Origin of the sequence: Mesorhizobium sp. 2RAF21, from assembly GCF_052115345.1 — a bacterium.
Classification (GTDB): domain Bacteria; phylum Pseudomonadota; class Alphaproteobacteria; order Rhizobiales; family Rhizobiaceae; genus Mesorhizobium; species Mesorhizobium terrae.
Window position 1 is genome coordinate 284,013 of sequence record NZ_JBFRGM010000011.1, and the last position, 12,379, is coordinate 296,391.

13 protein-coding genes are annotated in these 12,379 nt (G+C 65.3%); 5 read left to right on the forward strand and 8 right to left on the reverse strand.

Annotated elements, in window-relative coordinates; translation table 11 throughout:
* Positions 1-45 precede the first annotated feature (45 nt).
* Positions 46-1,233 (forward strand): MFS transporter, encoded by a 1,188-nt coding sequence (locus tag AB4136_RS19700; protein ID WP_024923671.1) that lies wholly within the window; start codon positions 46-48, stop codon positions 1,231-1,233.
* A 22-nt stretch (positions 1,234-1,255) separates the two neighbouring features.
* Here AB4136_RS19700 and AB4136_RS19705 read toward each other — a convergent pair whose 3' ends face one another.
* Entirely contained in the window at positions 1,256-1,954 is a 699-nt protein-coding gene (locus tag AB4136_RS19705; protein ID WP_244431122.1) for a methyltransferase family protein, read from the reverse strand.
* Between the two features lie 232 nt (positions 1,955-2,186).
* Between AB4136_RS19705 and AB4136_RS19710 the strand changes: the two genes are divergently transcribed.
* The 3 genes from AB4136_RS19710 (at position 2,187) to AB4136_RS19720 (ending at position 5,206) form a co-directional block, all read left to right on the forward strand.
* A complete protein-coding gene (locus tag AB4136_RS19710) occupies positions 2,187-2,651 on the forward strand; it encodes a GbsR/MarR family transcriptional regulator (protein WP_036254285.1) in 465 nt (154 codons plus the stop codon).
* Between the two features lie 348 nt (positions 2,652-2,999).
* Positions 3,000-4,052 (forward strand): GNAT family N-acetyltransferase, encoded by a 1,053-nt coding sequence (locus AB4136_RS19715; protein WP_024923674.1) that lies wholly within the window; start codon positions 3,000-3,002, stop codon positions 4,050-4,052.
* Between the two features lie 149 nt (positions 4,053-4,201).
* Positions 4,202-5,206 carry a polysaccharide deacetylase family protein gene (locus AB4136_RS19720; protein WP_024923675.1) on the forward strand — a complete coding sequence of 335 codons (1,005 nt, stop codon included), beginning with the start codon at positions 4,202-4,204 and terminating at the stop codon, positions 5,204-5,206.
* Between the two features lie 7 nt (positions 5,207-5,213).
* Here AB4136_RS19720 and AB4136_RS19725 read toward each other — a convergent pair whose 3' ends face one another.
* The 3 genes from AB4136_RS19725 to AB4136_RS19735 all read right to left on the reverse strand — a co-directional run bounded on the left by AB4136_RS19725 (position 5,214) and on the right by AB4136_RS19735 (position 7,403).
* Positions 5,214-6,452, reverse strand: coding sequence for an RNA polymerase sigma factor (locus tag AB4136_RS19725; protein WP_024923676.1), 1,239 nt, complete (start codon positions 6,450-6,452; stop codon positions 5,214-5,216).
* 7 nt (positions 6,453-6,459) lie between these two features.
* Entirely contained in the window at positions 6,460-6,834 is a 375-nt protein-coding gene (locus AB4136_RS19730; protein WP_137901928.1) for a YciI family protein, read from the reverse strand.
* A gap of 119 nt (positions 6,835-6,953) precedes the next feature.
* A complete protein-coding gene (locus AB4136_RS19735; RefSeq protein WP_024923678.1) occupies positions 6,954-7,403 on the reverse strand; it encodes a GatB/YqeY domain-containing protein in 450 nt (149 codons plus the stop codon).
* Between the two features lie 242 nt (positions 7,404-7,645).
* On the opposite strand from AB4136_RS19735, the gene carA reads away from it, so the two are divergent.
* Entirely contained in the window at positions 7,646-8,845 is a 1,200-nt protein-coding gene (gene carA / locus AB4136_RS19740; protein WP_137901927.1) for a glutamine-hydrolyzing carbamoyl-phosphate synthase small subunit, read from the forward strand.
* Positions 8,846-8,939: 94 nt separating this feature from the next.
* Here carA and AB4136_RS19745 read toward each other — a convergent pair whose 3' ends face one another.
* The 4 genes from AB4136_RS19745 to AB4136_RS19760 all read right to left on the reverse strand — a co-directional run bounded on the left by AB4136_RS19745 (position 8,940) and on the right by AB4136_RS19760 (position 12,247).
* Entirely contained in the window at positions 8,940-9,794 is an 855-nt protein-coding gene (locus AB4136_RS19745; RefSeq protein WP_137901926.1) for an alpha/beta fold hydrolase, read from the reverse strand.
* 138 nt (positions 9,795-9,932) lie between these two features.
* Positions 9,933-10,418, reverse strand: a complete 486-nt coding sequence (locus AB4136_RS19750; RefSeq protein WP_024923681.1) for an SRPBCC family protein — start codon at positions 10,416-10,418, stop codon at positions 9,933-9,935.
* A 28-nt stretch (positions 10,419-10,446) separates the two neighbouring features.
* On the reverse strand, positions 10,447-10,791 hold the full coding sequence (locus AB4136_RS19755; RefSeq protein ID WP_024923682.1) for an ArsR/SmtB family transcription factor: 345 nt from the start codon (positions 10,789-10,791) through the stop codon (positions 10,447-10,449).
* Positions 10,792-10,978: 187 nt separating this feature from the next.
* Complete coding sequence (locus AB4136_RS19760) at positions 10,979-12,247, reverse strand: TCR/Tet family MFS transporter (RefSeq protein WP_024923683.1); 1,269 nt, start codon at positions 12,245-12,247, stop codon at positions 10,979-10,981.
* Positions 12,248-12,379: the final 132 nt, after the last annotated feature.

Genomic DNA, 12,379 nt, shown 5'->3' on the forward strand with positions numbered 1-12,379 from the left:
GTGCCGTGATCTGTGGCCAATCCCATAGCGCTTCCGGTCCGCCTTATGCCTCTTCCCCTGATCGCCCTTTTCCTGGCCGCTTTTGCCTTCGGCACGACGGAATTCGTCATTGCCGGCGTGCTGCCGCAGGTGGCCGAGGGGCTCGGCGTCTCGGTGCCGAGCGCCGGCTATCTGGTTTCCGGCTACGCTTTGGGCATCGCCATCGGCGGCCCGCTGTTGACGCTGGCGACATCGAAAGTATCGCGCAAGGCGCTGCTCATCGCGCTGGCCATCGCCTTCACCGTCGGCCAGGTCGCCTGCGCCGTCGCCCCCGATTTCCTGTCCATGCTGGCGCTGCGCGTCGCGGTCGCCGTGGCGCACGGCGCCTATTTCGGCGTCGCCATGGTGGTTGCGGTCAGCCTCGTGCGCCCCGAACAGCGCGGCATGGCGATCGCGCTGGTCCTGTCCGGCCTCACCGTCTCCAACATCATCGGCGTGCCGGTCGGCACGGCAATCGGCAATCTGTGGGGCTGGCGCGCCACCTTCTGGGTGATGAGCATTCTGGGCGTCGTCTCGCTTTTGGCGATAGCCGCCCTTTTGCCGCGCACCACCGGCGCCTCGACCAAGTCGGCCGGCCTGGCGCGCGAGGTGCGCGCATTGGGACGCCAGCAGGTGTGGACCTCGCTCATCCTGATGCTGATGCTGATGATGGGCCAGATGACGCTCTACACCTACATCACGCCCTTCCTTGAGGAGGTCACCGGTCTCAGCAAGGCGCAAGTGCCATGGGTGTTGCTGCTCAACGGCGTCGGCGCCACGATAGGCGTCTTCGTCGGCGGACGGCTGGCCGACTGGAAGCTGATGCCCTCGATCATCACCCTGTTCGCCCTGCAGGCGGTGATGCTTGCCGTCATCTACGCGGTCAGCCCGAACCCACTGCCGATGGTGGTCGCGATCACGCTGTGGGGCGCGCTCAACTTCGCCATCGGCGCACCGATCCAGGCCCGCATCCTGTCGTGGACGGCGGATGCCTCCAACCTTGCCTCGTCCTTGATCCCCTCGGGCTTCAATGTCGGCATCGCCCTCGCCTCCTCCGTCGGTGCCGTGATGCTGAGTGCCGGTTACGGCTACCGCGCGCTGCCGGTGCTGGGCGCCGCCGCCATGGTGGTCGGCGTTGCCGTGGCCTTGATCTCCTACACCGCCGAGCGCCGCAGCGGCATCAGGCCGCCTTTGCCTGCAGGCGCCGCGGAATAAGGCCGGACAGGCCCCGCCTGCATTACCAGACGAGCGGAACCAGCCGGTAGCGCACGCGGCGGCTGTAGTCGTCATAGTTCGCGAATTGGCGCCGCAGCACCGTTTCCTCGCGCACGCTGCGCCAGGCCAGCGCGATGCCGAGCACCGCCGTGCCCCACAGGCCGCTCCACGAGCCGAACAGCAGCGGCATGCCGAGGAACAGCAGCAACGCGCTCGCATACATGGGATGGCGCACCAGCGCATAGGGGCCGGTGTCGATCACCGTCTGCCCTTCCTGGATCTTCACCACCGGCGCGGCAAAGGTGTTGGCATTGAAGGTCCAGAAGGTGCCGGCATAATTGGCCACGATCAGCAGCCCGCCCACCGCCTGCAGCCAAAGCGGCACGGCGGTAAAATCCCGGCGCGCGGCGTCCCACGGCATGAAGGCGAACCAGACGAGAAACGCCAGGATGAACAGCGAAAGCCAGATCCTGTCCCACCTTTCCTGATGTTTCTGGATGGGCGGGCTCATGCGCTCGCGCAGCAATTGCGGGCTGCGGCGCGACAGCCACGCGACCATGACGACACCGCCGCCGCCGAACAGCACGATCATCGCCCAGCCGCCCGGATAGGCAAGCGTTCCGGCGGCGAGGAAAGTGACCACCGCGAGGAACAGGGTCCAGAGCGTCAACTGCAGATAATAGCCGAGCATGGTCCGCCCGCTTTTTTCGTCCAGCGTCATCTCACCACCTCATTGCCTCGAGCCGTCGCCGCGTGGCGCGGCAATACGAAAGGGCCGATGACACGGGCAAACGCCCGCGTACGCGCTTCAGCTACGGGTGGGCCGGACATGGGATGCCTCCAGGGATACCGTACCGTCGCGGGGAAAGGCTGCGCCGCGGGCCGGATTGCCGTGAACCGGCCGAACCGGTATAAATTTTCAGCAAATCAAGTATATTCGGAAAATATCGAATATGTCAATTATGGACGCGGATCAGCAACGCTTCATCGACGACATCGCCCGGCTTTTCGTGCCCTGGGGCGTGCCGCTGACGGCTGCGCGTCTCTACGGCTATCTGCTCCTGATGCCGGACGCCGTCGATCTCGACCGCATTTCGGCCGATCTCGAAATCAGCAAGAGCAGCGCCAGCGTCGCCGCGCGCCTCCTGGAACAATACACCCTCGCCCGCCGCCGCAGCATTCGCGGCACCAAGCGCATCCTCTACGAGGTTTCTGAAAACTACGAGGAGATGCTCGGCCAGCAGAACCGGCTCCTCGAAGCGCTGGCCAATCAGCTGCTGAAGGGCGCAGAGGCCAGTCCTTCCGACAAGATCAAGGCGCGGCTGAAGGATATGGCGAGGGTCAACCTCGCCGCGCGCGACGCCATGGACGAGATGTTGCGCGCCATGAGCGCCAAGCGTCGGAACGGCAACGCCTAATTCAATTCGAACAGCGGCAACCGCGACAGTCGGCGAGGCGATGGCCAACGCCTCCAATCGCCTCTCCATGAGCTTTGCGAAACAGGACTGGGCCGCCTCCGATCCGCCATATTCGAAAAACAAATCGGCGGCCGACGCACCGCGTTCCGCTGCTTCGCCGATCGCGGAGCGGCCCTTTGCAATCCCTTGGCCGTTCCGGCCACCTGAACAGAGAGGTAGCAGCATGACAGCACCACGCGCCAGGCGCCGGCGGGCTGATGCCGGCTTCTTCGGGAACGGCGCTGCCGTTTCTTCTCTGTTTGATATGGGCGACCTCGCCACGAGGCGCCCTGATTGGATTGCACATTCATGCAAAAACTCGAGCGAAAGGCCTTTGCGGCCGCTCAACCCCTTCTGAAAGACCTTGCCGCCATCCATGTCGCGGTCGTCGCGGCACTGGAGGGCGTTACCGACGCCGAATTGTGGGTGGACGACAGGACAGCGCCGACCATCGCGCTGCTGAGCGCCGGCGACGGCTATTTCCTGGCCGGCACGCCCGACCGGCGCCGCTTCAGCGCCTTGAAGCGACGCATTCCGGCCTGGGCCTATCTGTTCGCGGAAGAGCCGTGGACGGACCTCCTCGGCGAAGTCTGGGCCAACCCCTTCGCGCGGCCGCATCCCAGGGTGCGCATGGGCCTTGCGTCCGGCTCATCCCCGCTCCCCGCCACGCCGCCGCTGCCCGACGGCTTCAGTCTCAGGCGGATCAGCCGTTCGCTGCTCGACACCGTGCCCGGCGCCGCAGATGCGCTGGACGGCATCGGCCAGTGGCGCTCCAAAAAGCGCTTCCTGGACGAGGGTGTCGGCTTCTGCGTGCTGCATGACGGCAAGGTGGTCAGCCATTGCCTGTCCGACAGCGTCGCCGCCAGCCGCTGCGAACTCGGCGTCGGCACTGAGCCCGATTACCGCCGTCTCGGCCTCGGCCGGGCGGCGGCGGCAGCCGCGGTCGCGGAATGCCTACGCCGCGGCATCGCTGACATCGAATGGCATTCGCACGCCTCCAACCGGGGCTCGCTTGCCGTCGCGCGCCAGATCGGACTGGTCGAGCTCGACCGTCACGTTGCCTATAGCGGCAGCTTGCCGGCCGAGAATGTCGGCGACCTTGATCGTGACACCTGCCTCGACTGGGCCCGTCATGTGGAAGCGGCCGCCGAAACGATCGGCTGGTACAACTTCCATGCCGCCGGCGCCTGGGCTCTCCTCGGCGACCGGACGCGCGCCCTTGCCAGCCTTGAACGGCTTGTCGACGGCGGCTGGGATGGCGAGGCCGAATGGCTGGAGGACTATTGGGCGCTGCAGGGTCTGACCGGCGATGCCGCCTTCAAGGCCATCGTCGAGAGACAGCGCGCGGCCGAGACCGACTGACCGCTCATGACAAGGGATACCGCGCCTGAACGGGCGCGGTATCCCGACCGCTCCGCCATCGAACATGCCCCTTCGCATTGCAATGCAGGCGCAATGAAGCTGTCCCAATACGCGGCCGACAACCGACGAACGGGACACTGAGAAGAGCGATGACCGAGACGGAAAAGACAATTACCCAGGGCAGGCTTGGCGCCGCCGCCGCGATCCTCTTCGGCTTCGCCCTGGTATCCCTGTGCGGCCCCGGCGGCTCCGAGGCTGCCGAACAGCCCGCCGCCCGCACCGTCGCCATCACCTTCGATGACCTGCCGCATGCCAATGCAGCCGATCCCGAGGCACCGGTGCCGCCGACGCTCGACGCCGTCCGGCAGGCAAACCGCGACATTCTCGGCGCGCTGAAGGCGCACAATACCCCGGCCACCGGCTTCGTCGTTGAAAAACGCGTCGAGGAGATCGGCCCGCTTGGCCAGGAAATCCTGAAGGAATGGGTCGACGCCAATCTCGACCTTGGCAACCACACTTTTTCCCATGCCGACAGCAACGCGCTCGACCTGGCCGCGATCGAGAAGGAAATCGTCGATGGCGAACGCAGCATCGGCCCCTTCCTGTTCCGGTCGGCCGCTCGGAAGCCGCGTTTCCTGCGCTTCCCCTACAACCACCTCGGCAACACGCCCGAGAAGCAGGAGGCGATTGCCGCACTCGCTGCCAAACACGGCTACACCCTTGCCGCCTCGACCATCGACACGTCGGACTATCTGTTCGACCGCGCCTATGAAAAGGCGCTCGCCGCCAAGGACAAGGCGACGACCGAACGTATCGTCGCCGCCTATCTCGACCACACTCGGGAACAGATCGTCTATTATGCTAACCTCAACCGCCAGGTGCTGGGCTACGAGCCGCCGGCGATCATGCTCCTGCATGTCAATCGCCTGAATGCCGTCACCCTCGACCGCATCCTCACCCTCTTCGAAGAGGCCGGATACGGCTTCACCACGCTGGAGGCGGCGCAGGCCGACCCCGCCTACCAAAAGCCGCTGACAGCCGCGACCAAATTCGGCCCGATGTGGGGTTACCGCTGGGCCAGGGACAACACCATCAAGATCGACGGCAGCACCGAGAAGGAACCGCCGGAGTGGATCGTCAAACAGGGCGGATAGGTGGGCCTCAGCTTCCGCCGAGTTCCGCCAGCCGTGCCTCGAGGAACCGTCGCTCGGCCGGTTGCCGCGCCAGTTCCAGCGCGCGCCGATAGGAGGCGCGCGCTGCCTCCGTTTGTCCGAGCCGGCGTTGCATGTCGGCCCGCGCCGCATGCGCCAGATGATAGCTGTCGAGACCGCCCTGGCGAAGCGCTGCCTCCACCGCCGCCAGGCCTGCCGCCGGCCCGTCGCGTTTGCCGATAGCGGTGGCTCGGTTTAGCGCGGCCACCGGCGAAGGGTCGACGCGCAGCAGCGTGTCATAGAGCCCGACGATCAGCGCCCAGTCGGTCTCATCGACGCTCGGCGCGCCGGCGTGGACCGACGCGATCGCCGCCTGCAGCAGATAAGGCCCTGCCCTGCGCATGGCGAAGGCGCGCTCGATCAGGCCGAAGGCTTCGGCGATCAGGCTTTTGTCCCACAACAAACGATCCTGATTTTCCAGCAGCACCAGGTCGCCGGTGGCGTCGACACGCGCGGCGCGCCGGGATTCGTGCAGCAGCATCAGCGCCAGCAGCCCGAGCGGCTCCGGCTCGTCGAGCAGGCCCACCACCAGCCGGCCGAGCCGGATCGCCTCGGCCGAAAGATCGGTCCTGGTCAGCTCCGGCCCCTCGGTCGCGGCATACCCTTCGTTGAAGACGAGGTAGACCACCTTGAGCACGCTTTCGGTGCGCGCCGGCAGTTCGGCGCGGCCGGGCACTTCATAGGGGATCGCCTCGTCGCGGATCTTCGCCTTCGCCCGCACGATGCGTTGCGCGATCGTCGGTGCCGGCGCCAGATAGGCGCGCGCGATCTCTTCCGTCGTCAGCCCGCCCACCTCGCGCAGCGTCAGCGCGATGCGCGCGTCCGGCGCCAGCGCCTGGTGGCAGCAGGTGAAGATCAGCCGCAACTCGTCGTCGTGGATTTCCTCCGGCAACACGGTCTCGACCGTGGCGTCGGCCAGCGCGGTCAGGTCCGGCATGGCAGCGGCGAGCCTTGCCTGCCGGCGCCAGCGGTCGATGGTCCTGAAGCGCCCGGTCGAAACCAGCCAGGAATAGGGATTGGCCGGCACGCCCTCGACCGGCCAGCGTTGCGCAGCAGTGGCGAAGGCCTCGTGCAAGGCCTCCTCCGCCGCTTCGAACCCGCCAAGCAGGCGGATCAGCGTCGCCAGCACGCGCCGCTTCTCGCCGCGATAGGCCGCCTCCACGGCGGCGCGTGCGTTGGCGTCGGTCACCGCAGGCTCAAAGGTCGGCTAGCGTGGGAATTGGCGACGAGAAATCGACCGTCGGCCGCACTTCGATGGCGCCGATGCGCGCCAGCGGATGGGTGCTGGCCACCCTGGCCGCCTCGTTGAGGTCGCGGGCGTCGATGACGATGATGCCGCCCAGCATCTCGCGGGTTTCCATGAACGGCCCGTCGGTGGACGACATCTTGCCGTCGCGCACCTGCACGGTCATCGCGCTCGACGGCAGTTCCAGCGCCTCGCCGGTGACGAAATGGCCGCTTTCCTTGAGCTTCTCGTCATGGTTGGCGCATTCGCCAAGGGCCGCATTGGATTCGGCGCTACCGTCGAACAGCTTCCTGGCATCGTAATAGATCAGGCAGATATAGCGCACGGGTCATCTCCTTCAGGTGCGTTGTTGACGCCCATTGTCGAACCCCGTCGCCTGGATTCGACATCGCCCGAAAAATTTTCTCGGAAAAAATTCCGGCCGGCCCGCGCAGTCGAAGAAGCCTAGCCCAACAGCCCCTTCACCAACCCGCTGGCCTTGCCGAAATCCATCTGCCCGGCGAATTTTTCGCGCAAGCCGGCCATCACCTTGCCCATGTCCTTGACCCCGGCGGCACCGGTCTCGGCGATCACGGCGCGGATCGCCGCCTCGGTCGCCGCCGCATCCATCTGCGTCGGCATGAAATCGCGGATGATGACGATCTCGGCGCGCTCATTGGCTGCGAGTTCCGGTCGGTTGCCATCCTCGAAGGCCTTGGCCGATTCCTCGCGCTGCTTCACCATCTTGGCCAGCAGCTGCAGGATTTCGTCGTCGCTGGCCGCGTCCTTGCCAGTGCCGCGATTGGCGATGTCGCGGTCCTTGATCGCGGCCTGGATCAGCCTCAGCGTGGTCAGCCGCGACTTGTCGCCGGCCTTCATGGCTGCCTTGACCTCTTCGGTGACCTTCTCGCGCATCGTCCTGCTCCTTGGTTTTGACCTGATAAATGGCATTTCGGCCGAAATCACAAGCTTGCGGCACAAATCCCGCCTTCGCCCGGCCCGCAACGATTGACCCTGCCCGCCCCTTCACTTATGGGAGGGCCTTGCAACCAAACTGGTTACATGGATTGGCGCGGGCAGGATTGCCCGGCGCTTTTTGGCGCGCAATCTATTGCCGGCTTGGTTACATCTTGTCCGCCTCTTGATGGAGAGCCGCCATGGCCACGACTGCCCCCTGGACCACCGAAAAGCCGACCGCCCTTCTGGTGCTGGCAGATGGCACGGTCATCGAAGGGCGCGGCCTCGGCGCCACCGGCTCGGCCGTCGCCGAAGTCTGCTTCAACACCGCGCTCACCGGCTACGAGGAAATCCTCACCGACCCGTCCTATGCCGGCCAGATCGTCACCTTCACCTTCCCGCATATCGGCAATATCGGCACCAATGACGAGGACATCGAGGACCTCAACCCGGCCGCGCGCGCAGGCGCCGTCGGCGCCATCTTCAAGGCCGATGTCACCGACCCTTCCAGCTACCGCGCCGCCGGTCATCTCGACCAGTGGCTGAAGCGGCGCGGCATCGTCGCGCTGTCGGGCATCGACACCCGCGCACTCACTGCGCTGATCCGCGAGAAGGGCATGCCCAATGCCGTCATCGCCCATGCGCCGGACGGTGAGTTCGACGTCGCCGACCTGAAGCGTCGCGCCGCCGAATGGTCCGGCCTGCTCGGCCTCGACCTCGCCAAGGAGGTCACTTCCGGCCAGTCGTCGGTGTGGAAGGAAACGCCCTGGGCCTGGGGCGCCGGCTATGGCGAACAGGCCGAGCCCACCATGCATGTGGTCGCCGTCGACTATGGCGTGAAGCGCAACATCCTGCGCCTGCTCGCCGGCCTCGGCGCCAAGGTCACCGTGGTGCCGGCCAAAACCGGTGCCGACGAAATCCTGGCGATGAAGCCGGACGGCATCTTCCTCTCCAACGGTCCCGGCGATCCTGCCGCCACCGGCGAATACGCCGTGCCGGTCATCAAGGACCTGCTCAAGACCGACATCCCGGTGTTCGGCATCTGCCTCGGCCACCAGATGCTGGCGCTGGCGCTCGGCGGCAAGACCGAAAAGATGCATCAGGGCCACCATGGCGCCAACCACCCGGTCAAGGATCACACCACCGGCAAGGTCGAGATCGTGTCGATGAATCACGGCTTCGCGGTCGACTCCAAGTCGCTGCCGGAAGGCGTTGAGGAGACTCATATTTCGCTGTTCGACGGTTCGAACTGCGGCATCACGCTGAAGGGCCGCCCGGTGTTCTCCGTGCAGCACCATCCGGAAGCCTCGCCCGGCCCGCAGGATTCGCACTACCTGTTCCGCCGCTTCGCCAACCTCATCCGCGCCAACAAGGGCGAGCCGGCACTGGCCGAGCGCTGAACAGCCCGCGCCAACTGATGACGCAATGAAAAAGGCCCCGTATCGCGGGGCCTTTTGTTTGCCGGGTACACCGGTTCTCAATGTCGTGTTGCGGTTACTTTGGCGCTGGCGCGCTGAGGAAGGCGTTGGCGGCAGCGGCCACCTGCTGCGCTTTCGCCGGATAGGCGAACACGCCCATATGGGTGGTGCCGGGCAGCACCAGCATCTGCGCCCTGGACGGTCCGTTGACGTCGCCATTGGCATGGCCGCCAAGGGCCGCGTGCATTTCGGCCAGATGGCTAAGTGTCACGACATCGGCGTCGCCGGCGATCAGCAATGTCGGCGCCTTCACCGCCTTGAGTTCGGCCGTCAGATCGAACGGCTTCAGCTCGAGCTGCTTGATCTTGGCGACCAGTCCGGGGAAGTCCGGCTTCGGCGACAGCTTCTGGTATTCGCCGACGATCGGCGTACCGGCAAACATATCGGCCGAAAGATGCTGCACCATCTCCTTGTGGCCGGCGGCGAGGCCCTTGTCGCTGGCGGCGGCAGACACCACCACCAGCCGTTCGACACGATCGGGATGACGCAGCGCCATCTGCAGAGCGACATTGCCGCCCATCGAATAGCCCAGCACCGAGGCCTTCTCGACACCAAGCTTGTCGAGCAGGCGGGTGACGTCGTCGGCCATCGCCTCGTGGCTGAGCGCACCGTCGCGATCGGCGGTGCGCCCATGGCCCTGCAACTCCACCGCGATCACCTTGTTGGTTTTGGCAAGCTCGGCAAGGCTGCCCGCCCAGTTGGTCTCGATGGTCATGAAGGCGCCATGCAGCAGCACCAGCGGCGGCCCCTCGCCCCGGATCTGGTGATGCAGTTCGATCGGCTGCGGTGCCGGTGCCTCCTGCGCGGAGGCAGGTGCGAGGGTGGAAAAAAGCGCGAGCAAGGCCGCGCCCGCGATGGATAGCGGTTTCATGGGATGTTCCTGTGTTTTTGGGGGATCAGCGGTCCCCAACCGGACCGTATGCGGCCGGTTGGGTACGCTAGAGGTTCGGAAAGTGCCGGCCCGAAGGCCGACCAGAGGTCCGGCAGCCTGAAATCAGGCGGCCAGTAATCAGGCGGCTACCAGTTCGCCGAGCAGTTCTTCGAGCTGGTCCATGGTGGCCTGCGCGCCGGCTTCCATGCCCGAGGCGACCATGCCGTCGCGGTCCTCGATGCTCTCGAAGCGCGAAATGCCGGTGTAGTGGGTCTTGCCGTCGACCTCCTCGAGGCGATGGGTTTCAATCACCGGCCTGTCCTCGAACATGCCTTCCAGCGCGAAGGTGTTGACCAGCTTGCCCGGCTCGTCGACTTCCAGATATTTGCCGAAGAAGATGAAGATCGAGCCGTCATGCATGGTGTGCTCGAAGCGCCATTCGCCACCGGTACGGGGATCGAGCTTGATCACCTTGGTGGTGCCCATGGCGCGTGAACCCCACCAGCGGGCGACATGTTCGGGCTGGGTCCAGGCCCGCCACACCAGCGCGCGCGGCGCGTCGAAGGTGCGGGTCATGCGGACGATTGGCTCACCCTCGGGGGCCTCGACGTGCATCTTGTTCATTTCGGTTTCCCTATGCTTTTCTGGAATGTCACTGCTTGTTGGTGTCGTCGCCGCGCTGCATCTCGGCGAGATAGGCGTCGAGCTGGTCGAGATTGTCCCGCCACAGGTCCCGGTAGGCTGCCACCCAGCCGTCCAGATCCTTGAGCGGTCCGGCCTGGAGCTTGCAGTAGCGGTATTGGGCGTCCTTCTCGCGGCTGATCAGTCCGGCCGTCTCCAACACCTTGATATGCTTGGAAACCGCCGCCAGGCTCATCTGGTGCGGCGCCGCGAGCTCGCCGACGCTTGTCTGCCCCTGGGCGAGACGCGCCAGGATGGCGCGCCGCGTCGGATCGGCCAGGGCGGCGAAGGTGAGCGAGAGAGGGTCCGTTGCCATTCATTCAACCTTTCAGTTGTTAACCGATGAGTTGAATATACGGAGCGGTACTTTTGTTGTCAACCAATTGGTTGAATAAAAATTCGCCGCGTCCCGAAACACCGTAAATGCCGCCAGGAAAACAAAAAACAAAAAACAAAAAAGGCGGCCGAAGCCGCCTTTCCTTCCATGCCCGTTCGCCGTGGGGTCAATGCCCGCCGGCAGCACTTTCCTGCGGATGCATCTGTTCCACTTCCTTCGGCGTCGGCCTCGCCACCTTGGTAACGAAGACGATCACCGCCAGCGCCAGGAAGAACGCCGCCAGCACATAGGGCGCGCCGCCAAACGTCACTGGCGCGTCAGGCCCGGTGAACCATGAGAAGATCCCCGTATAGAGCAAGGGCGTGATGATCGAGGTGATCGAGAAGATCGAGGTCATGGCCCCTTGCAATTCGCCTTGCGCCGAAGGCGGCACCTTGCCGGCGGCCAGGCTCCTCAGCGGCGGGTCGGCCAGCGCCTCCAGGCAGCCCGCCACGATGACGGCGTAGATCATCCAGCCCTGCATGGCGAAGGCGTAGCCGATGGCGCTGGCGGCGGTGAAGCTCAGGCCGATCGCCGCTGTGCGCCACTCGCCGAGCGCCGGAATGACGCGCGGCAGCACCGTTGCCATGATGATGGCACCGCACAGGCCGAAGGCGCCGAGCGACAGGCCGATCTGCGTTTCGCTCCAGCCATAGCGGTAGCTGGAAACGAACGACCACACCGCCGGATAGACCATGTGGCCGAGCGTCATCAGGAAGAACACCAGCCCGATCCAGCCGATGCCCGGATAATTGCGCATCTGCAGCAGAGTGCCGACCGGGTTCGCCCGTTTCCACTCGAAGCGGCGGCGGTGTTTCTCATCCAGCGTTTCCGGCAGCAAAAACAGCGCGATGAGGAAGTTGAGGAAGGCCAGGCCCGCCGCGAAATAGAACGGCACGCGCGGCCCGAACGTGCCAAGCAGGCCGCCCAGCACCGGGCCGATGACGAAGCCGACGCCGAAGGCGATGCCGAGCAGGCCGAAATTCTTGGCCCGGTTCTCGTCGTTCGAAATGTCGGCGATATAGGCCGAGGTGGTCGAATAGCTGGCGCCGGAAATGCCGGCCAGCACACGGCCGATGAACAGCATCGGATAGGACCAGGCGATGGCGCAGATCAGATTGTCGATGGAAAAGGTCAGTACCGAGGCGAGCAGCACCGGCCGGCGCCCGAAACGGTCGCTGAGGCCGCCGATCACCGGCGCGAACACGAATTGCATGGCGGCATAGGCGAAGAACAGCCAGCCGCCCTCGATCGCCGCCTCGCTGACACCGACGCCGGTCAGTTCCTGCAGATAGGCAGGCAGCACCGGCATGATGATGCCGAAGCCGATGATATCGAGCAAAAGCGTGGTGAAGACGAGGATCAAACCCCGCCTTGCGGTCTTGGCTTCAAGCATGATCGCGCATCCCTCATCCGCCGGGCCGCGGCGGGACGGTCCTTATAGGCGAAGCTTGTCACAGGAACAATGGAAGAACGTTCTCATGCCATTTCTCCTGACAGCAGCCGCCAGGACGAGGCCGTTTTCGCG

Coding starts and splice junctions, on each gene's coding strand:
- AB4136_RS19745 (WP_137901926.1), bottom strand. CDS start 9,794: ATGAAACCGCTATCCATCGCGGGCGCGGCCTTGCTCGCGCTTTTTTCC.
- AB4136_RS19720 (WP_024923675.1), top strand. CDS start 4,202: ATGACCGAGACGGAAAAGACAATTACCCAGGGCAGGCTTGGCGCCGCC.
- AB4136_RS19710 (WP_036254285.1), top strand. CDS start 2,187: ATGTCAATTATGGACGCGGATCAGCAACGCTTCATCGACGACATCGCC.
- AB4136_RS19755 (WP_024923682.1), bottom strand. CDS start 10,791: ATGGCAACGGACCCTCTCTCGCTCACCTTCGCCGCCCTGGCCGATCCG.
- carA (WP_137901927.1), top strand. CDS start 7,646: ATGGCCACGACTGCCCCCTGGACCACCGAAAAGCCGACCGCCCTTCTG.
- AB4136_RS19700 (WP_024923671.1), top strand. CDS start 46: ATGCCTCTTCCCCTGATCGCCCTTTTCCTGGCCGCTTTTGCCTTCGGC.
- AB4136_RS19760 (WP_024923683.1), bottom strand. CDS start 12,247: ATGCTTGAAGCCAAGACCGCAAGGCGGGGTTTGATCCTCGTCTTCACC.
- AB4136_RS19735 (WP_024923678.1), bottom strand. CDS start 7,403: ATGCGCGAGAAGGTCACCGAAGAGGTCAAGGCAGCCATGAAGGCCGGC.
- AB4136_RS19750 (WP_024923681.1), bottom strand. CDS start 10,418: ATGAACAAGATGCACGTCGAGGCCCCCGAGGGTGAGCCAATCGTCCGC.
- AB4136_RS19705 (WP_244431122.1), bottom strand. CDS start 1,954: ATGACGCTGGACGAAAAAAGCGGGCGGACCATGCTCGGCTATTATCTG.
- AB4136_RS19715 (WP_024923674.1), top strand. CDS start 3,000: ATGCAAAAACTCGAGCGAAAGGCCTTTGCGGCCGCTCAACCCCTTCTG.